This is a genomic window from Ramlibacter tataouinensis (genome assembly GCF_001580455.1).
Lineage (GTDB): Bacteria > Pseudomonadota > Gammaproteobacteria > Burkholderiales > Burkholderiaceae_C > Ramlibacter > Ramlibacter tataouinensis_B.
In genome coordinates this window covers 1,263,139-1,281,070 of sequence record NZ_CP010951.1, presented here as the reverse complement: position 1 = coordinate 1,281,070, position 17,932 = coordinate 1,263,139, and the positions used below count along the sequence as shown (strand labels likewise).

The 17,932-nt window shown below is 67.2% G+C and carries 17 protein-coding genes; 9 read left to right on the top strand and 8 right to left on the bottom strand.

What is annotated here, in order from left to right:
• The first annotated feature begins 241 nt into the window (after positions 1 to 241).
• Positions 242 to 1,627 carry an FAD-binding oxidoreductase gene (locus UC35_RS06260; protein ID WP_061497247.1) on the top strand — a complete coding sequence of 462 codons (1,386 nt, stop codon included), beginning with the start codon at positions 242 to 244 and terminating at the stop codon, positions 1,625 to 1,627.
• Between the two features lie 43 nt (positions 1,628 to 1,670).
• On the opposite strand, the gene UC35_RS06255 is transcribed toward UC35_RS06260, so the two are convergent.
• A complete protein-coding gene (locus UC35_RS06255; RefSeq protein ID WP_061497246.1) occupies positions 1,671 to 3,104 on the bottom strand; it encodes a cytochrome P450 in 1,434 nt (477 codons plus the stop codon).
• A 203-nt stretch (positions 3,105 to 3,307) separates the two neighbouring features.
• Here UC35_RS06255 and UC35_RS06250 point away from each other — a divergent pair, with 203 nt between their 5' ends.
• The 3 genes from UC35_RS06250 to UC35_RS06240 all read left to right on the top strand — a co-directional run bounded on the left by UC35_RS06250 (position 3,308) and on the right by UC35_RS06240 (position 5,082).
• The gene (locus UC35_RS06250; protein ID WP_061497244.1) at positions 3,308 to 3,859 is read left to right on the top strand and encodes a carboxymuconolactone decarboxylase family protein; all 552 of its coding nucleotides are present in this window, start codon (positions 3,308 to 3,310) and stop codon (positions 3,857 to 3,859) included.
• Positions 3,860 to 3,955: 96 nt separating this feature from the next.
• Positions 3,956 to 4,180, top strand: coding sequence for a hypothetical protein (locus UC35_RS06245; protein WP_061497242.1), 225 nt, complete (start codon positions 3,956 to 3,958; stop codon positions 4,178 to 4,180).
• A gap of 110 nt (positions 4,181 to 4,290) precedes the next feature.
• Positions 4,291 to 5,082: a hydroxyacylglutathione hydrolase gene (locus UC35_RS06240; RefSeq protein ID WP_061497240.1), complete on the top strand. Its 792-nt coding sequence runs from the start codon at positions 4,291 to 4,293 to the stop codon at positions 5,080 to 5,082.
• A gap of 28 nt (positions 5,083 to 5,110) precedes the next feature.
• On the opposite strand, the gene UC35_RS06235 is transcribed toward UC35_RS06240, so the two are convergent.
• Complete coding sequence (locus tag UC35_RS06235; protein ID WP_061497238.1) at positions 5,111 to 6,058, bottom strand: methionyl-tRNA formyltransferase; 948 nt, start codon at positions 6,056 to 6,058, stop codon at positions 5,111 to 5,113.
• 291 nt (positions 6,059 to 6,349) lie between these two features.
• Here UC35_RS06235 and UC35_RS06230 point away from each other — a divergent pair, with 291 nt between their 5' ends.
• From UC35_RS06230 to UC35_RS06210, 5 genes are all read left to right on the top strand, one after another.
• On the top strand, positions 6,350 to 7,381 hold the full coding sequence (locus UC35_RS06230; protein ID WP_061497236.1) for a D-cysteine desulfhydrase: 1,032 nt from the start codon (positions 6,350 to 6,352) through the stop codon (positions 7,379 to 7,381).
• A 67-nt stretch (positions 7,382 to 7,448) separates the two neighbouring features.
• On the top strand, positions 7,449 to 7,718 hold the full coding sequence (locus UC35_RS06225; protein ID WP_061497234.1) for a DUF2164 domain-containing protein: 270 nt from the start codon (positions 7,449 to 7,451) through the stop codon (positions 7,716 to 7,718).
• 217 nt (positions 7,719 to 7,935) lie between these two features.
• Complete coding sequence (locus UC35_RS06220; RefSeq protein ID WP_082792732.1) at positions 7,936 to 9,216, top strand: MFS transporter; 1,281 nt, start codon at positions 7,936 to 7,938, stop codon at positions 9,214 to 9,216.
• Complete coding sequence (locus tag UC35_RS06215; protein WP_061497230.1) at positions 9,213 to 9,476, top strand: GIY-YIG nuclease family protein; 264 nt, start codon at positions 9,213 to 9,215, stop codon at positions 9,474 to 9,476. Before UC35_RS06220 ends, UC35_RS06215 begins: the two co-directional genes overlap by 4 nt.
• Before the next feature lie 200 nt (positions 9,477 to 9,676).
• On the top strand, positions 9,677 to 10,126 hold the full coding sequence (locus UC35_RS06210) for a universal stress protein (protein WP_061497228.1): 450 nt from the start codon (positions 9,677 to 9,679) through the stop codon (positions 10,124 to 10,126).
• Positions 10,127 to 10,186: 60 nt separating this feature from the next.
• Here UC35_RS06210 and UC35_RS06205 read toward each other — a convergent pair whose 3' ends face one another.
• The 6 genes from UC35_RS06205 to UC35_RS06185 all read right to left on the bottom strand — a co-directional run bounded on the left by UC35_RS06205 (position 10,187) and on the right by UC35_RS06185 (position 17,912).
• The gene (locus UC35_RS06205) at positions 10,187 to 10,399 is read right to left on the bottom strand and encodes a hypothetical protein (RefSeq protein ID WP_145979351.1); all 213 of its coding nucleotides are present in this window, start codon (positions 10,397 to 10,399) and stop codon (positions 10,187 to 10,189) included.
• A 75-nt stretch (positions 10,400 to 10,474) separates the two neighbouring features.
• Complete coding sequence (locus UC35_RS06200) at positions 10,475 to 10,867, bottom strand: hypothetical protein (protein WP_061497224.1); 393 nt, start codon at positions 10,865 to 10,867, stop codon at positions 10,475 to 10,477.
• 621 nt (positions 10,868 to 11,488) lie between these two features.
• Positions 11,489 to 11,635 (bottom strand): hypothetical protein, encoded by a 147-nt coding sequence (locus UC35_RS24065; RefSeq protein WP_173861251.1) that lies wholly within the window; start codon positions 11,633 to 11,635, stop codon positions 11,489 to 11,491.
• 511 nt (positions 11,636 to 12,146) lie between these two features.
• Entirely contained in the window at positions 12,147 to 13,568 is a 1,422-nt protein-coding gene (locus UC35_RS06195; protein WP_082792730.1) for an FAD-binding oxidoreductase, read from the bottom strand.
• Positions 13,569 to 13,611: 43 nt separating this feature from the next.
• Positions 13,612 to 14,841 carry a vanadium-dependent haloperoxidase gene (locus tag UC35_RS06190; protein ID WP_061497222.1) on the bottom strand — a complete coding sequence of 410 codons (1,230 nt, stop codon included), beginning with the start codon at positions 14,839 to 14,841 and terminating at the stop codon, positions 13,612 to 13,614.
• Positions 14,842 to 14,966: 125 nt separating this feature from the next.
• Positions 14,967 to 17,912, bottom strand: a complete 2,946-nt coding sequence (locus UC35_RS06185) for an ATP-binding protein (RefSeq protein ID WP_082792728.1) — start codon at positions 17,910 to 17,912, stop codon at positions 14,967 to 14,969.
• Positions 17,913 to 17,932 lie beyond the last annotated feature (20 nt).

Genomic DNA, 17,932 nt, shown 5'->3' with positions numbered 1-17,932 from the left:
TGAAGTCCTCGTGCGGTTCTGGCTCGCGACGGGCCTCCCCCGCGCCCCCAGACAAGCAAGTCCTTCGCGCGCAGAGCGTCGCGCGACCCCGGCCTGCACGACAGGGGGAGCGTTACACGGCTGATACGCAGCCGTCCGTCTCAGAAACAGCGCGGATACAGCGTTCCGGCAGATTGTTGCCCTGACGCGTCCCATCGCGCCAGCCGACCCCCTTGACCCTCCATCGACGAAGGAGAACACCATGACAGACCAGATCGTCTCCGCACTGCAGCAAGGCATGCGCGGGCGCGTCATCGGGCGAGACGACGCCGACTACGACGCTGTTCGCGCCCTCTACAACGGCATGATCGACAAGAAGCCGCGCGTCATCGCCCGCTGCGTTGATGCGGCGGACGTCATCGCCGCCGTCAACTACGGCCGCGACCAGGGCCTGTTGATCGCGATCCGCGGCGGTGCACACAACGGCCCGGGGCTCGGCAGCTGCGACGACGGCCTGATGATCGACCTGTCCCTGATGAAGAGTGTGCGGGTGGATCCGCAGGCGAAGACCGTGCGGGTGGACCCGGGTTGCACGGGGGGTGACGTGGACCATGCCACACACGCGTTCGGCCTCGCGGTGCCCTTCGGCATCGTCTCCAGCACCGGCGTGGCCGGGCTGACGCTCGGCGGCGGCACCGGCTACCTCACGCGCAAGCATGGCTTGACGATCGACAACCTGCTCGAAGTCGACATGGTGCTTGCCGACGGCAGCTTCGTGACGGCCAACGAGCGCCAGCATCCCGACCTGTTCTGGGCCGTGCGCGGCGGCGGCGGCAACTTCGGCGTCGTGACGAGCTTCCTGTTCCAGGCGCATCCAGTCCGCATGGTCTATGCAGGGCCGATCTTCTGGGATGCTGCCGCGCACGGGAAAGCCGTGATGAGCGCCTATCGCGACTTCCTGCCCTCGGCGCCGGAAGAACTCGGCATATTCGTCGGGCTGAAGACGGTGCCGCCTATGGATCCGTTCCCGAAGGAGCACTGGGGAAAGCGCGCCTGCGCCATCATTGGCGCCTTCAACGGCAGCGCGGCCGAGGGCGAGAAGATCATGGCGAAGCTGCTCGGCGGCTTGCCGGCACCGTTCTTCAACTGGATGGGCGAGATGCCGTTCACGGCGATCAATTCGATGTTCGATCCGTTCTTCCCGAAGGGCCTGCAATGGTATTGGAAGGGCGACTTCGTCAAGTCGCTGCCTGACGCCGCGATCGAGGCGCACATCGCACAGGCCGCCAATGCGCCCAGCGACCTGTGCCTGATGCACCTGTACCCGATCGACGGCGCCGCGCGGCGCGTGGCGAAGGACGCGACGGCGTGGAGCACCCGCGATGCGACCTGGTCGATGGTGATCGCGGGGATCGATCCGGACCCGAAGAAGGCGGAGGCGCTCAAGACCTGGGGACGCGCCTATTGGAAGGCCGTCCACCCCTACAACATGGAAGGCGCCTACGTCAACTTCATGATGGACGACGAGGCGGATGGCCGCGTGCAGGCCACTTACGGCGACAACTACGCCCGCCTCGCGGCCATCAAGGCGAAGTACGACCCGAAGAATCTCTTCCGCGTCAACCAGAACATCAAGCCGGCCACCTGAGGCCTGGCCGCCGGCCCATCCAACGAATGCGCCCGCCTGCCGTCTAGGCCGCCGGGCGCTTTCGCAGGCTCATTCTCAAGCCGACCGGCGCCATGGTGAGCGCCAGCCGCTCGCGCGGTTCGTCCACGCCGGCCGCCGAGACGTCCACGACGTCGAACTGCGCCAGCAGCATCGCAGCGACCATCTTGATCTCCGCGATGGCCAGGTAGCGGCCCGGGCACATGCGCGGACCGGCGCCGAAGGGCATGGCAACGCGCTTGGCGGAAGACAGCGACGCGGCGGCGCCGGGGCCGCCGCGCCAGCGCCCCGGATCGAACTGCATCGGTCTCGGGAAATGCGCATCGTCGAGGTTGGCCGGACGCAGCAGGCAGATGACGATGCCGCCGCGGGGCACCAGGACATCGGCGACCACGGTCTCTTCGCACGCCTCGTTCATGATCATGGGCGCCACCGGCTTCAGCCGCATGGCCTCGTTGGCGCAGGCCTCCACGTAGTCCAGGCGCGCGAGGTCGTCGATGGCCCGCACCTGCCCGCCGGCTCCCAGCACCGCATCGACCTCGGCGCGCGCCGTTGCCAGGGCCTGCGGGTTGCGATACAGCAGCCAGAACAGCCACGCCAGCGTGTGCGCCGTCGTGTCCTCACCGGCCAGAAGCATGGTGAGCACATTGCCCGACACGTCCTCCTCGGTGATGCCGTGCGCGGCATCCTCGCTCGCAGCCACCAGGGCCTGGATCAGGTTGGCCGGCTGCTGCCGCAGCGCGGGCTGTTCCGCCAGGTCGCGCCGCGCCTGGGCGATGAACTCCTGCACGGCCGCGCGCAGCGCAATGACGTGCCCGGCCAGCGCCTTGTCCGGCCACCGCGGCAGGGGCGACATCAGGCGCTTGAACAGCGCCGGCAGGATGACGTTGAGGTGCTGCTGGATTGCGGTCTCGGTGCTCGCCTCCAGCGTGTTGAGGTTGTGGCCGAAGGCCAGGCTGGTCGTCACGTCGACCGTATAGCGCATCAGGTCGGCCGTGAGGTCGATCTCGCGCCCTGCCGCGGCTGCGTCCAGCCAGCGCCGCCGCAGGCGGTCGGTGATGGCGGTCAGTGCCGGCAGGTAAGTGCGGATGTGCGCCGGGTCCAGCCCAGCCAGCACCATGGGCCGCTGCCGGCGCCAGGTATCGCCGCTGGCGGAAAACAGCCCCAGGAAACCAAGCTCGCGCGAGGCTTGTTCCAGGCGCGTCGTCCGGCGGAAGACAGCCGGACGCCGCCGCAAAACGCCGGCCACGGTCTCGGGATCGCTGACCGCCAGGAAATGCCGGCCGCCGATGCGGAAGGCGAACACGCTCCCGTAGCGCCCGGACCAGGCCTCCAGTTGCCGGTGGAAGCTCTCAGGCCGCACTTGCGGCGCGACCCCGACAACCGGCCAGCCGCGCGGGCCGGGCACGGTGCTCAGCGCACGGGGCGCTGCAACGGCGGACGACGCGTCGCTGCTCATGCTGCCTCCATTCACGGCAGGGCCGTGATGCTACCCTTGTACACGACCTGCGCGCGTGCTGACGCAACCTTGTGTAGCGGGTTCGAAGGCTGCTGCGGCCCGGCGTGCGGCCGACAAGGGGCCGTGCCGCCTGACACCCGGGTGACTGCCCCTTAGGCGCATCGGCATAGCATGTCTGGCGCTGAAGTCACCGGAGAGAAGCCATGTCCGCACGCATCGCACCCGCCAGTCCTCCCTTCGACCAGGAGGTTGCCGAGATCATCGACCGGACGATGAAGGGGAAGCCGCCCCTGCACCTGTTCGCGACCGTCGCCCGGGACCCGCGGCTCAGCAAGAAGTTCTTCGCGGGCGGGCTGCTGGACAAGGGAAACCTGACCCTCCGGCAGCGGGAGATCGTCATCGACCGGACCACGGCGCTCTGCGGGTCCGAGTACGAGTGGGGTGTGCATGTCACGGTGTACGCGGCGAAGGCGGGCCTGACCGAAGAACAGATCCGATCGCTTGCGAGGGGTTCGGCCGACGACCCGTGCTGGACCGAAGAGGACCGGCTGCTGATTCGCCTGTGCGACGCGCTGCACCGGCATTGCGATATCGACGACGAGCTCTGGCTTTCCGTGCGCGGGGCGTTCAGCGAGAACGCCATCCTCGAGTTGCTGATGCTGGCCGGCTTCTACCGGACGGTCAGTTATCTGACCAACGCGCTGCGAATACCCTTGGAAAGCGACGGCGCCCGGTTTCCCGGCCAAGGCCCGTGAACAAGCAAGCCTGCGGAGGGCCGGTCTGTCAAGCGCGGCAGGGAGCGGGCGCGGGTTATAGGGGAAATCCCAGCCCTTCTGCCCGACAATATCGGCATGACGATTGCGACGACCTCCCACGATCTCCCGCTCCAGAACCTGGAGAACCTTCTCACTTCACAAGAGATGGAACTTCTGACGCCCAAGGAACTGGAAATCGAGCGCAAGGCTAAGCTGGAGGAGCTCAAGAAGCTGAGCTGGATGCGCCAGTCCGCCGAGCAACTCGTCAGCCGTGTCCCGGTGTCCGTGTTTGCCATGGGCAGCCTGGTCGAGGCCGACTAGGCGACAGGCGCGGCAAGCGGCATCTTGTTCCGCCAAGGGCCCCGCACGACGACTCAGCTGTTTCCCGCCCATACGGTAAAGTGCCTTGGCTCAAGCCAAAGGTGGACCGCATGATCGTCGAGCGAATCTGGACCGGCAACTCGCTGCGCAACTTCAACTACCTGGTGGCCTGCCCCGACACGGGGGAGGCGCTCGCGATCGATCCGCTCGACCATGAAAAGACCCTCGCCACCGCGAAGGTCAAGGGCTGGCAGATCACGCAGATCCTCAACACGCACGAGCACCACGACCATATCGGCGGCAACGCGGCCGTGGTCGCCGTCACCGGGGCCAAGGTGATCGCGCACCATCGCGCCGCCAGGCTCATTCCCGGTGTCGATCGCGGCGTGCAGGCGGGGGATGTCATCAAGGTCGGCAAGCGCGTCGAGCTGGAGTGCATGGATACGCCGGGCCACACGATGTGCCACATCTGCCTGCGTTCGCACACCGACGAGCCGGCGCTGTTTTCGGGCGATACGCTGTTCAACGCCGGGGCGGGCAACGTGCACAACGGCGGCGACGTGAACGAGTTGTTCGCCACCTTCGTCAACCAGCTCGGAAGGCTGCCCGCGAACACGAAGATCTATCCGGGCCACGACTACATCGAGAACAACCTGCGCTTCACCCTGGCGCGCGAGCCGGACAACGCGGCGGCGCAGGACCTGCTGCCGAAGGTGACGGGCCACGATCCGGCCAAGTCCATCGTCACGACCCTGGCCGACGAACAGCGCATCAACACCTTCATGCGTCTGGACAGCCCCGGCGTGGTCGCACGCCTGCGCGAAGACTTCCCGGAGCTGCCGGCGCAGCCGGACGCCAAGACCGTGTTCACCAAGTTGCGCGAGCTGCGCAACAAGTGGTGAGCGCAGGGGCTTCCATGCGCCCGGCGGCTCAAGCCGGCCGCAGGTAGGACTGCCAGGCCGTCGAGACCGCCAGCCCGCGCTGGCGCGCGAATTCGCCGGCGTCCATCTTGGCGCCGCCTTCGGGGCGCAGCCGGAACACCTCGATGAGGCCGCCGTGGGCCCAGATCACGATGGAGCGTTCAGTCACGCCGGCGATGTCGCCGGGCTTGTGGCCCGCGGCCACGAAGCGGCCCACCACGTGCTTGCGGCAATCGAAGAAGCGCACCTTCAGGCCATCGAGGAGGGTCCAGGCGCCCGGCGCCGGGTTGCAGGCGCGGATCAGGTTGTAGGCGACGTCGACGTGCCCGTTCCAGTGGATGCGCGCCTCTTCGTCGTGCATCCAGCCTTCGTACGTGGCGTGGCGCTCGTCCTGCACTCGTTCACCATGCCGGCCGTTCACCACCAGGTCGGCGGCTTCGAGCAGCGCGCTCACGCCCAGGGGGAAGAGCTTGTTGAAGTAGACCTCGCCCAGCGTCTCGTCGGGGCCAATGGGGCAGGTTTTCTGCAGCACCACCGGACCTTCGTCGAGGCCGTCGGTGGGGCGGAAGATGGTGATGCCGGTCTCGCGCGCACCCAGCGCGATGGGCCAGCTGATGGAAGACGGCCCGCGATGCCTGGGCAGCAGCGAAGGGTGGAACTGGATGGTGCCGTGGCGCGGGATGTCCACGAAGGATCGCGGCGCGAACTGCAGCACGTAAGCCATCACGCCCAGGTCGGCGTCGAGCGAGCGCATCGCGGCCTCGGCCTCGGGGCTGCGCAGGCTGGCGAACGCAAAGACCGGCAGGCCCAGCGCCAGTGCGTCGGCTTTCAGCGCGTCCGGCCTGGCGCCGGGCTTGTCCGGCACGCAGAATACGCCGGCGATGGTGTCGCCGCGCGCCAGGAAGGCTTCGAGGACGGCCTTGCCGAATTCCTGCTGCCCGATGAACGCGATTCTCATGGGGTGCGTGCGGCCTCAGCGCAAGGCGATGCCGGCGATCCGGATCACCAGCTCTCCCGAGACGGGTCGTGGAGGCAGTCGGAAAAGGCGCATTGATTCTTGGCAGCCCGGTTGTCCCTGTGCATTCATCCAATATACCGGCCGGCTGGCCGCGTCAGCGCCGAATTTACCCGTTCGTTCCTTCCAGGTCGTCCGCCGGCCTCCCGGGTTATCCCGCACCCGCGCGCATGTTCCGCCGCGCACAACAACCCTTCGCGGGAAGGTTCACGCGTTACCCAGCACAATGGCCCCATGGATCTCTCCCGCTTTCCCCGCCGGCGCTACACGCCTTTCGCCACTCCCATCGAGCAGTTGCCGCGGTTTTCGGCGGCGCTGGCCGCGGGCTGTCCCGGCGGGCGCGGACCGGATGTCTGGATCAAGCGCGACGACATGCTCGGCCTGTTTCCCGGCGGCAACAAGACACGAAAACTCGAATTCCTGGTGGCCGACGCGCTGCAGCAAGGTGCGGACACGCTGATCACCTGCGGGGCGCCGCAGTCCAACCATTGCCGCATCACGCTCGCCGCCGCCGTGAAGGAAGGCCTGCGCTGCCGCTTCGTGATCGAGGAGCGCGTGCCGGACAGCTACAAGGCCGACGCGAGCGGCAACAACTTCATGTTCCGGCTGCTCGGGGTCGAGGCCATCACGGTCGTCCCCGGCGGCAGTGACATGGGCGCCGCGATGGCGCGCGTCGAGGCCGAACTGCGCGAACAAGGCCGCAAGGGTTATGTCATTCCCGGCGGTGGTTCCAACGCGCTCGGCGGGCTCGGCTACGTGGCCTGCGCCCAGGAACTGCAGCAGCAGTTGTTCGACCAGGGGCTGTCCTTCGACCGTATCGTGGTGGGCTCCGGCAGTTCGGGCACGCATGGAGGGCTGCTGGCCGGATTCCTGGGGAACAACATCCGCATCCCGATCACCGGTATCGGGGTCAGCCGCGATCCGGCGGACCAGGAGCCGCTGGTCCATCAGGAGGCGCAAGCGGTCATGGACCTGTTGCAAACCGGCATTCGGGTGCCGCGCGAGGCCGTCAGGAGCGTCGGCGGCTACTGGCAGCCGAAGTACTCGGTGCCCAACGCCGCCATGGTGGAAGCAGTGCAGATGCTCGCGCGGACCGAAGGCATTCCGCTGGACCCGGTCTACACCGGAAAGATCATGGCGGGCCTGATCGGGCTCGCGCGCAAGGGCGAGTTGGCTGCGGGTGAGCGCGTGCTGTTCCTCCACACCGGCGGCTTGCCTTCGCTGCACGCGTACGAGCCGCAAGTGCTGGGCGACGCATCGGTCTAGCCGCTGCGAGCGTCGTCTGTGCAGGTTCTGCCGTGGGTCGACAGCGGCCCTCGCGCAGAATGCCTGAATGATCGAACTAGCCAAAGACGTGCGCCAGCAGGCGATCGCGTCCATCGAACGCTACTTCCTCCAGAACATGGAGGAAAAGATCGGCAATGTTGCCGCTGCCGGGCTCCTCGGCTTCTTTCTCGAGGAGATCGGGCCCGCGGTCTACAACCAGGCTGTGCGCGACGTGCAGGAGCGCCTCCGCTTGCGCGTGGAGGAACTCGACCTTGAGGTGCACGAGGACGAGTTCACGTACTGGCAGAAGTTCGAGAAAGGCGGGAAGCGCCGCTGATCTTGGCCAAATAGACGAGATACAAAAACGCGGGCTGATTGATAACGGCCGAATACACGCGCGCCGGAGAGTGGGAGAACCCGCGGGGCACACGGGTCCGAGCGAACCCCGTCCACCCTGCCTCCCGTCCTTCGCTCCCGGAGATCGCCATGAGCCCGCGTACCGACATGATCCTGGGCGGCGCCACAGCCGTCGGCCTGGCCGCGAGGAGCGTGCGATGAACGAGCTGCCACGCTCTAGATCCGGCGAGGGACTTCGCGCCTGGCTTATGGTGGCTGCCTGCGCCGTCATGGTCGCGATGGGCTTCGGCGCGATCGTCAACATCGCCGTGTTCCTCACGCCACTCGCGGCGGAGTTCGGCTGGTCGCGAGGCGACCTGTCCCTTGCCTATTCGCTGGTGACCATCGGCACCGGCACGGGCGGGATCCTGATGGGCCACTTCGCCGACCGCATCCCGATCCGCAGAGTGGCCCTGTGCGGCGCCATCATTCCCGCGGCGATGCTGCTCGGCCTGTCGCAACTGCACAGCATGGGCGAACTCTATGTCTACCATGCCGTCCTGGGGCTGCTCGGCCTCGGCGCGATCATGGCGCCCATGAACACCGTCGCCGGCCTCTGGATGCCGCGCAATCCGGGGCTGGCGATCGGCATCGTTTCCGCCGGCGGCGCATTCGGGCAAGGCGTGATCCCCTTCATCGCCCGCCACCTGATCCTGGTGGATGGCTGGCGCCAGGCCTACGTCGGCATGGCCCTGCTGCACGTCGCGGTCATGCTGCCGCTCGCGCTGCTGCTGCGCAACGCGGACGGAGGCACGAGCGGACGTGCCATGCCGCAGGCCAGGCACTACGCCGTGCCGCGCCACGTGCTCATTGGCTTGCTGTGCCTGGCCGTCGTGTTCTGCTGCATGTGCATGGGCACGCCCATCGTGCACGTGGCCGCCCTCGGTGCCGATCGCGGCCTGCTCCAGCAAGAAGCCGCGGGCCTGCTGACGGTGATGATGTTGTGCGGCATGGTGGGCCGCATCGGCTTCGGAAAGGTCGCGGACCGCATCGGCAATCTGAAGGCCTACATGGGTGCTTCGGCTGGGCAGACGGCGCTGGCTTTCCTGTTCCCGCTGATGACGGGCAAGACGGGGCTGTACCTGCTCGCGGGCCTCTTCGGGCTGGTGTTCAGCGGCGCCATGACGGCGTTCATCCTGTGTGCGCGCGAATATGCGGACCCCCGCCGCGCCGGGTTCGTCATCGGGTCCGTCATGTTCTTCGGATGGGTGGGAATGGCCGTCGGCGGCTGGCAAGGGGGCGTCTTCTACGATCTTTGCGGCAACTACGAGGTCTCGTTCGCGAACGCTTCACTGGGCGGTGTGGTCAACCTGCTGGTGCTCGCGCTGCTCTATCGGTTCACCGTGGGGGCGCCTGCGCCGAAAGCGCCGGCATCGGGCCAGGTTGCAACACCATCGGTTAAGCTGGCCACTGTCGCGAAGAACCGCAGTGCGCAGTGACCACCGAACCCTATTGGCTTTATCTGCTCGAGTGCGAGGGCGGCGCCTACTACACCGGCATCGCGCTGGACGTGGAGCAACGCTTCTATCAGCACCTGTTCGGTGTCGGCGCCAAGTTCACGCGGGCGTGGTCGCCTCTTCGGGTACTGGCCGCGCGGGAGTACCCGAACAAGTCGGAGGCGCTGCGGGCGGAACTACGGCTGAAAGCTCTGGCCAGGGCCGACAAGATCGCCTTCTTTTCCCTTCCGTCTGACGGGTAGTCGAAGCTGTCTCAGGGAGCCGAGCTGCTTCTGTCCGGCCTCGATGATGAGCTCGAAGGGCGGCTGCATTGCTGCCCGTCTTCAGCAATCTGCAGCTGTCCCTTGCCGGGAGTCAGGAGCCAGCGCTTGTCGCATGCTCGAGCTTGATCGGCATAAACTCGTGTCGCTCGCCGCATCGCATCCCCGAACAGGAGTCCGCCATGCCCGCCTACAAGCGCATCCTCATTCCCGTAGACGGGAGCGACACTTCCAGCAAGGCGCTCCTTGCCGCCCTGCAACTGGCCCGCGACGCAGGCGGCCGCGTCCTCGTGCTGCATTCGCTGGAGCAGGCAACGCACGTCATCAGCTACGAATACGTCGGGCAGGTCATGAATGCCGCACGCGATGTCGCGGCGAAGGTACTGGATGACGCGGTCGAGGTCGCCAAGGCCGCCGGCGTCGAGGCCGAATCCAAGCTGATCGATGGGAAGGGCCGGCGTCTGGGCCAGGCTGTCGCGGATGCCGCCACGGAGTGGCAAGCCGACCTCATCGTTGTCGGAACCCATGGTCGCCACGGCTTCAGCCGCATGCTGCTGGGCAGCGGCGCCGAACAAGTGATTCGTCTGGCCCCGACCCCCGTGCTCGTGATCCGCGGCGAAGAATCGGCCTGAACTCGCGCACCTGGCTGCCCCGCCGCGGCGATGGGAGTTCGGCGAGGATCCGCGCCCTTGCTACTGAACCAGGCACCGCTGGCAATAGGCTTGGCCCATGCGTCTCGTGCACTCGTCCTGCAGCCCGATGAACGAGCGCTGCTGGAAGTAGCCGCTGTACGGCCGGCACTGCGGATCGGCCTCCATGGCGGCGATGGGGTTGCCTTGCGGCGGCGCCGCACAGCCGACCGAGAGCAGGGCGGCCGCAAAGGCGATGAAGGGGCGGATGTTCATGGCCACCTCGCGAGGATGGGGCCGCCAGCTTACACCCGGAAATTCGTGAATGCACGGTGACGATGAATGTCGGTATCAGCCGTCACCCAGGCTCCTCCATTCCGGCAAACAATGCCACGCCAGTGCCGTCACCCAGTACGGTTCCGAAGGATCGAAGGCCAAACCAAACTGCGGGCTGATCAGGAATCCTGCGCGCTCGAATGTCTCTGGGTCGTGAGTGCGGATGAAGGCGGCGAGGTTCGCGAAGGGCACGGCGAGATTGCCGATGTTCACCACCTCGGCCTCCCGCGTGATCTCCTCCAATCGCCCGCAGTCCTGAAAGCGATACACGACGTCTCCGTAGTCCATTTCGTTGAGACCCACGCCGTTTCGCTGCGCGCGCCAGGGTTTGCCGCGTACGCGCAGCACGTCGTCGCCCGAGAAAGTGAAAGGCGTGTTGTCGACCTGTACATAGGGATCGAGCCTCATGCTCCGATGCTAGCGCCAGGCGCAGGCGTTCGCCCCGTGGGCCGAAGGCCAGAAGCAGACGTTCACTGTTGAGCGAAATCTCGTGACCGGGATCACCGAGTCGATTGCGCATACGTCGCTGCACTCGTGGCCGTGTCCGGGCAGGATGCTCGATGTTGTGAACTTACTTGTGGAACTTTGACGCAGGGAGAAATGGACCTATGAAAACGCCGTTGTTGTCTCCCTCTGTCCGATTCCTTATCGCTTTGGTCGTGGCCGGAGCACTGGCGGCCGTTTGGATTTACGCTGAGCGGCAGAGTCGGACTGCGGTTCATGCAAGCACCAACGCGCTCAACGTGACCCGCGTAACCTTGCCGAGAGTGGAAATCGTTGGGCGCCGGGAGTCCGCCGATGCGGCCAGAGTCGCCGCATCGAGCGCAGCGCCTTCGCTTGAACGCGCAGGAGTTGCGCTCTAACGCAGCCCAGAACCGGTCAATGCCTCGTAAAAGCGAGGCTCTCCGGTTTGCCGCGTCGTCCAGGTCTCGGGCTACTTCAGGCCCGGTAGGCCTGTTCCCAAACGGCTGCTCTGCGCGACTCGATGTCTGCTTCTGGCCCGAAGCGGACTTGGGCGCCCCAAAGACGTCAGCCCTGCTTGTTCTTCAACTTGCCCTTGGGCAATACCGTTGTTGTCGGCGGAGTTGGCCGGTCCGAAGTTGAATCGCGTGGCGGTGCGGTGTCTTTCTTCGGCTTCTTCACCATCTTGTTGCTGCGTTGATCGCCTTTAGCCATGTTGGAATCCTCATCGGGTGTGCGAGCGCGAGTTGTAGCACGGCTTTGCGCCTGCGAATCAGCAGATTGCTTCTCCGGTCGCCAGGCCTTCCAGACCTGGGGCCGATCAGCGGCACTTTCCGCCCTACTCGAACTTCTTCCAGTACGTGAATTCTTCCTCCCAAGCGGTCCGGCATGGGTCTGCTTTCGACCCCTTGCCGCCTCTCGCAGCGACCGCCAAAACGACCACTTTGCAGCGATTGCTGTCGATCAACTTCCCGCGGCGAATGTACGGTCCTCGCGAGATACCGGCTCTTCGACACCTTCGCATGCCCCCAGTCATCGACCTTGTCCCGCGACTCGAGGTCGTAGTCGACCATCAGCATGCAAGGCCGCGATCGCATTTACCTTGGCCGCGGGCGCGGCCAGAACGTGGCGCTGAGCGGCAGGCTCTTCGGCTCGCACCGGGCCTCTGTCAATCAGAAGATGGTTGTGCTCGCCACCGCATTTTGAGCATGTCGCCCCCGCCGCTCTAACCCAGCACACTCTTCGTATGGCGGAACAGGTTGCCCGGGTCGTACTTTTGCTTCAATTTCGCCAGCCGCTCGAGGTTCGCCCGGCCATAGGCGGCCTCGATGCGCTCGCGGCCCTCTTCCTCGTTGAGGAAATTGATGTAGGTGCCGCCGGTCGAATGCGGGGCGGCGGCCGCGAAGCAGTCGCGCGCCCAGCGCTGGTTCACCGCGTCGTCCGCCGCCCTTTCCCACGAGCTGGTGATGTTGAGCACGAAGGCCGTGTCGCGGTTGCCGGCGGGGGAGTAATCCGCGGACAGTTCGCCCAGAGCGCCCTGCAACTGGAAGAAGATGATCGCCGAATGCGGCGACGGGATGAGCGCGGCGTGCTCGATCGCTGTCGCGATGATCTGTGGCTCGATTCGCGACAGGTAGTTCGACTTCCAGTAATAACGTCGGCCCTTGGGCTGCGTCGCGTCGAGCAGGCTTTGCATTTGCGTATAGGGTCGACGGGTGATGATGTCGGCCACAGGCCGGCCCAGCGTGCGCAGCGGCGCCAGGATCTTCTCCCCCTCGTCGATGCCGCCGCTGTGGCAAACGAAGACGGCAATGATCGGCTTGCCGTGGACGTCGGCAGGCAGCCATGGCGCCGGAGGCGCAATGCGCAGCACGGCGACACAGGTGGTCTCGCGCGGGGTGGTCGCCGTGAAGCTGCGATAGAAGTCAAGCACCTGGGCCGCGTCCTCGGCACGCCAGACTACGGCACCGCCCAGGATCTCGGGGCCGACCGGGTACAGCTTGTACTCGAAGGACGTGACGATGCCGAAGTTGCCGCCGCCGCCACGCAGCGCCCAGAACAGCTCGGGGTTCTCGTCGGCTGCGGCGCGCATCACCTTGCCTTCGGCGCTGACCACTTCCATCGACACCAGGTTGTCGCAGGTGTAGCCGTAGCGGCGAGACAGGTAGCCGAAGCCGCCGCCTGTGGTCAGGCCGCCGATGCCGGTGGCCGAGACGAAACCCAGCACCGCGGCGAGGCCGTGCACCTGCGTCTCGCGGTCGACGTCGCCCAGGGTGCAGCCGCCTTGCGCGCGCGCTGTCCGCCCCTTCACGTCCACCGACACGCCGCGCATCAGCGACAGGTCCAGCATCATGCCGCCGTCGCACACCGCCAGGCCGGCGATATTGTGGCCGCCGCCGCGCACCGACAGCAGGAACGCGTGCTTACGCGCGAAGCGCACTGCGTGTTGGACGTCGGCGGTGCCGGTGCAGCGCACGATCAATCCGGGGCGGCGGTCGATCATCGCGTTCCAGATCTGGCGCACCTCGTCGTACTCCGGCGCATCGGGGCCGATGACCGGCCCGCGGATGCCAGCCTTGAAGGACTGCAGGATCTCCGTCGAGACCTGCACGGTGCCGCCGTCGGCGGCACGCAGTTGGATGCTCACGTGCTGACTCCTTTGTGTGTTGTTTGCGTGGAGGTGGTCATGCTCAATCTTGCCTGAAGTACTTGGCTGCGACCAGCTCGCCGACCTTCTTGCCGATGGCGCTGCCGACCACCGTGGAGTTGCGGTAGTGCACGCCGTCGTAGATGCGGGCACTCGCCACTTCCTGCATGAAGTCGGCCGTGCTCGTCCAGCTGCGCGCAGCGCCATTGGCAGTCGGGCTGGTGGTGGTCAGCAGCGGCACCGGTCCGGCACCGATCTCGGCCTGCAGCACCGTGCCCACGGCGGCGGCTAGCACACAATGCGCGCACGGGTACTCCGGGTGCATGGGCGTGTCGATGAACGGCGTCCACGACGCATCGCGTTCGGTCGCGTCGTTGCCGTCGGTGTCGCCGTTGCGGATGGCGGTCACGGGGCGCCAGAAGTTGTAGTGGTACTTGGCGTCGAAAATGGCGATCGCCGCGTCGTCGCTGGCTTGGGTCGCGGCCATGAAGAGACGCGCGTTCTGCGTCGGGTCGCGCCCGGGCTGGTTGGTCACCGAACGCACCACACCGTGGTAGACCGGCGGCAACGAGTAGTCCCAGAAGCGCGCGATCGCGGTCTGCTCGGCGCTGCGGCTGGTGCTGTTCCTGCTGCCGATGGCCTTGATCTCGTTGTAGTCGCGTGCCCAAAGCTCGCTGTTGAGTGACGGCGGCGGGCCGGGGCGGAACTGCGCCGGGCCGGACATCACCCAGGGCTTGCGCTGGGGCCATTGCGTCACCGCGGGCACGACGGTGGGCACGTAGGTCCCCGGCGTCGTGTGCGGCCGGTAGGCCTCGGCAGCGTTGGCCTTGTCTTCGGCGGCATCCGCCAGCACGGCAGCAGCGGCCTTCTCGCCGACGGCGATGCCCGCCGCCTTGGCCGGGCCGTCCGCGACCTTTGCCAGTGCGGCCTGGTAGGCGCTGTCGACGGCCGGCTGGACCGACGGCAGCAGCTTCACCAGCGTGGCACGGTTGGCCGTGGCGACGGCGGCTTCCAACGAAGCCTCGGGTGCCGCGTCGAGCTTGAGCGCGCCGGCCGGATAGCGCCGGGTGACGGCATTCGCCGCCTCATAGACGGCGGTGTGCACGATGGCCAGCACGCGCATGGCCGGCGGCGTGCCGAGCTTCGCCTCGACGACCATCTCGTTGGCCTTGATGTTCCAGTCGGTGACCACGTCGGCGCGTACCGACGGGGCGGCCAGGCTCATGCCCAGCAGCACGGAGGCTGCAAGCGTGATTTGCGTAGGGCGTTGCATCTTGGATTCCCCGGTGGTTGAAGACGGCCCCAGTCTGCGGCGGGTTTCCTGCATTTCCATCCACCGGGCGGATAGTTTTTATGCACACGGGAATCCACGCGCGCATAGTCAGAACGGATGATTCGCTACTCGGGCGCAAGCAGTCCGTTCCGCACAGCAAAGGCTGCTGCTTCTGCGCGATTGGCCGACTGCGTCTTGTCGAGAATGTTGCGTACGTGGATCGCCACCGTGGCCGGGCTGCGGTGGAGCGCTGCGGCGATCTGCGGATTGGTCTTGCCGGCGGCGACGAGGCGCAGGACCTGCAGCTCGCGTTGCGACAGCCCGGCGGCGCGCTGCGCGCCAGGAGCCTGCTCAAGCTGCGGCAGCAGCGCCAGCGCCTGCTCTTCGATGCCGCCCAGCCCCAATGCGCGCGCTTCGTCGAGCGCGGCAGCGGCCAGCGAGTGCGCGCGCTCGCGGTCGCCCGGCCCGGCCCGTTGCAGCAGCATGGTTGCGAAGTCGCAGCGCGACCGGGGCAGCCAGGGGCGGCCGCCGCTGCGCTCGTCGAAATCGAGTGCGAACTCGAAGTGTCGCTGCGCCGCATCCCACTGCCGCAGCGTCGCCGCCAGCAGCCCGAGAAGGCGCGCTGCCGCACCGAGCGATGCGGTGTGCGCACCGAACACGATGCAACGTTCTGCGTAGGGCTGCAGCAACTCAAGGAGCACGGGCGCGTGCCGCGCATCGCCGAGCCGGGCGCAGACCTCCGCCAGGTAGGCGAGGCTGGCGGTTCGGATGGCGTCGTTGGCAATCGCGGCAAAGCCGTCGCTGGCCAGCGAGTCGAAGACCTGGCGCGCTTCTTCGTACGCGCCCAGCTCGCAGTGCAGGATGGCCAGCCCCGGCCGCCAGGCCAGCGAGCCGTGGTCGAGGAACTGCTTCAGCACAGGGGCCACTTCGCGCAGCCGCCCTTGGTGACGGCGCAAGGTAAACATCTGCACGCCGAAGATGCCAGCAGCGTTGGCGCGGTCGAAACGCTGGCCGCAGCGCAGCGATTGCATCGCCAGTTGTTCAGCGTCGGCGAAGCGGCCCTGGTGCGTGGCGATCATCGCCTGTGCCGCCAGGGCGGTGGCCTCGTTGAAGGGCTCGCCGGTCGCCCGGCTGTGTTCGAGGTGCGCGCGGGACGCGGCCAGGGCGGCCACGCTGTCGCCGGACTCCATCATGTCGCCGGAGTGCCAGCCCAGAAAAGTCGAGTGCGACCACGCCAGGTGCGGCGCGCGCCGCACCAGTTCGATGCCTTCGCGAGCGGCCTCAATGCGCAAAGCCAGTCCTTCGGGGTACCAGCGCCCGGAGACGATCGCGCTCAGCGCCTCGTACAGCGTCTGCGGATCGCCGAGCCGGCGTGCGATGGCGACGGCCTCGACCGAAACCTGCTGCGCCTCCTGCGGCCGGCTTGCGAAGAGCAATGCACGGCACAGCGCGCTGAGCAAACCAACGCGTTCGCGACTATCGGCTGGTGCCGTCCGCGACAGGGCTTCCTGCAGCAGCGGCACGGCGGGCGAGCCGTCGCTGCCTTGCCGCCAGATGGTGTTGCCGAAGCCGACGGCTGCCGTGGCAAACAAGCCGGCATCACCCACCCGCCGCGCAAGCTCTGCCGCGCGGGTGAAGGTGGGCAGCGCCCCGGCGCTGTCGCCGGCGCTGTTTTGCGCCTCGCCCAGGCTCAGCAGCAGGCGGCACCGCTGTGCATCGTGGACGGCAGCGGCCGGCAGCGCTTCGGCAGCGAGCCGGTAGTGCCGCGCCGCTTCTTCGTGCGCCAGCATGGACGTGGCCCGCCGTCCGGCCCGCGTCGCGTACTCGATGGCCTTGCTCGAGTCGCCGGCCGCATGCCAGTGATGAGCCAGCGCCGACAGTGCGGGTGTCGCATCGTCGGCGTGCTGCTGCTCCAGCGCTTCGGCCGTGCGCCGGTGCAGCACCTGCCGTCGTGCGGCGGCCAGTTCGTCGTACAGCGCGTCGCGCACCAGCATGTGCGAGAACTGCCATGCGTCGGTGCTTTCATCGACCAGGCTGGCCGCGCGCGCTTCATGCAGCAGTTCCATGCAGCGGGCGTCTGTGTCATCGGCTAGCCGACTGAGCAGCGCCGCGGGGAACTGCCGGCCGATCACCGCGGCGCACTGCAACAGGTCGAGGCAGGGCGTCGACAGCCTGTTGAGTCGCGCGCCTATGACCTCGCGCACGCCCTTGGGCACGCGTCGCAACGCGATCGCGTCGTGGCCGGATGCGGCGTGCGCGCGCAGCAGATCGCGCACCATCTCGGCAAGGAACAGCGGGTGGCCTTCGGTCTGCTCGTACATCAGCGCGCCCAGCTCGGGCTTGGCTACGCCGGCGGCGGCGACGAATTCGGCAGTCTCGGCGGCGGAGAAGCCGCCGAGCAAGAGCCGCTTCACTTGGGCGTGGCGGTGCAACTGCTGCAGGCAGTCGGTCAGCGCGTGCTGGCGCGTCAGTTCGGCGTCGCGATAGGTGCCGAGCACCATCAGGCGGCTGCGGCCGGCCTCGGCCATCACGAACTCCAGCAACCGCAGCGACGGTACGTCGGCACGGTGCAGGTCGTCGAGTACCAGCAGCAGTGGCTGGCGTTGTGACGCGCGCTGCCAGAAGCCGGCCACCGCATCGAACAGGCGAAAACGGGCCTGCGCCGCGTCGGTGTCCGACATGGCCGGCGCATCACCTGGTAGATGTCGGGCGAACTGAGGATCGAGCGATGCCAGCGGCGTCGCTGCCGCGCCGAAGTCCTGCGCAAGTTCGCTCTCGTCGTGCAGCGCGATGTAGCGGCGGATCAATTGCACCCATGGCCAGTACGGCGGCGCACCGGGCTCTTCGGGGCACCGGCCCCAGAGGGTGAGCACTTTGTGCCGAGCGGCGAACTCGATCATCTCCTGGGCCGTACGCGTCTTTCCGATGCCGGGCTCGCCGGCTAGCAGAGCGATGCCCGGTTGACCCGCCACGGCGTCTTGCAACGCCCGATGCAACGTCTGGAGCTCGCTGTGCCGGCCGACGAAGCGGCGCTCGGGCGAGCTAGCCGGCGGACTCGATGGGATGACCATGGAACGTCGGACGCCTGGCG

What these genes read in the sequence shown, in the direction of transcription:
- UC35_RS06260 (WP_061497247.1), top strand. Translation starts at nt 242, where the DNA reads ATGACAGACCAGATCGTCTCCGCACTGCAGCAAGGCATGCGCGGGCGC.
- UC35_RS06255 (WP_061497246.1), bottom strand. Translation starts at nt 3,104, where the DNA reads ATGAGCAGCGACGCGTCGTCCGCCGTTGCAGCGCCCCGTGCGCTGAGC.
- UC35_RS06250 (WP_061497244.1), top strand. Translation starts at nt 3,308, where the DNA reads ATGTCCGCACGCATCGCACCCGCCAGTCCTCCCTTCGACCAGGAGGTT.
- UC35_RS06245 (WP_061497242.1), top strand. Translation starts at nt 3,956, where the DNA reads ATGACGATTGCGACGACCTCCCACGATCTCCCGCTCCAGAACCTGGAG.
- UC35_RS06240 (WP_061497240.1), top strand. Translation starts at nt 4,291, where the DNA reads ATGATCGTCGAGCGAATCTGGACCGGCAACTCGCTGCGCAACTTCAAC.
- UC35_RS06235 (WP_061497238.1), bottom strand. Translation starts at nt 6,058, where the DNA reads ATGAGAATCGCGTTCATCGGGCAGCAGGAATTCGGCAAGGCCGTCCTC.
- UC35_RS06230 (WP_061497236.1), top strand. Translation starts at nt 6,350, where the DNA reads ATGGATCTCTCCCGCTTTCCCCGCCGGCGCTACACGCCTTTCGCCACT.
- UC35_RS06225 (WP_061497234.1), top strand. Translation starts at nt 7,449, where the DNA reads ATGATCGAACTAGCCAAAGACGTGCGCCAGCAGGCGATCGCGTCCATC.
- UC35_RS06220 (WP_082792732.1), top strand. Translation starts at nt 7,936, where the DNA reads ATGAACGAGCTGCCACGCTCTAGATCCGGCGAGGGACTTCGCGCCTGG.
- UC35_RS06210 (WP_061497228.1), top strand. Translation starts at nt 9,677, where the DNA reads ATGCCCGCCTACAAGCGCATCCTCATTCCCGTAGACGGGAGCGACACT.
- UC35_RS06205 (WP_145979351.1), bottom strand. Translation starts at nt 10,399, where the DNA reads ATGAACATCCGCCCCTTCATCGCCTTTGCGGCCGCCCTGCTCTCGGTC.
- UC35_RS06200 (WP_061497224.1), bottom strand. Translation starts at nt 10,867, where the DNA reads ATGAGGCTCGATCCCTATGTACAGGTCGACAACACGCCTTTCACTTTC.
- UC35_RS24065 (WP_173861251.1), bottom strand. Translation starts at nt 11,635, where the DNA reads ATGGCTAAAGGCGATCAACGCAGCAACAAGATGGTGAAGAAGCCGAAG.
- UC35_RS06190 (WP_061497222.1), bottom strand. Translation starts at nt 14,841, where the DNA reads ATGCAACGCCCTACGCAAATCACGCTTGCAGCCTCCGTGCTGCTGGGC.
- UC35_RS06185 (WP_082792728.1), bottom strand. Translation starts at nt 17,912, where the DNA reads ATGGTCATCCCATCGAGTCCGCCGGCTAGCTCGCCCGAGCGCCGCTTC.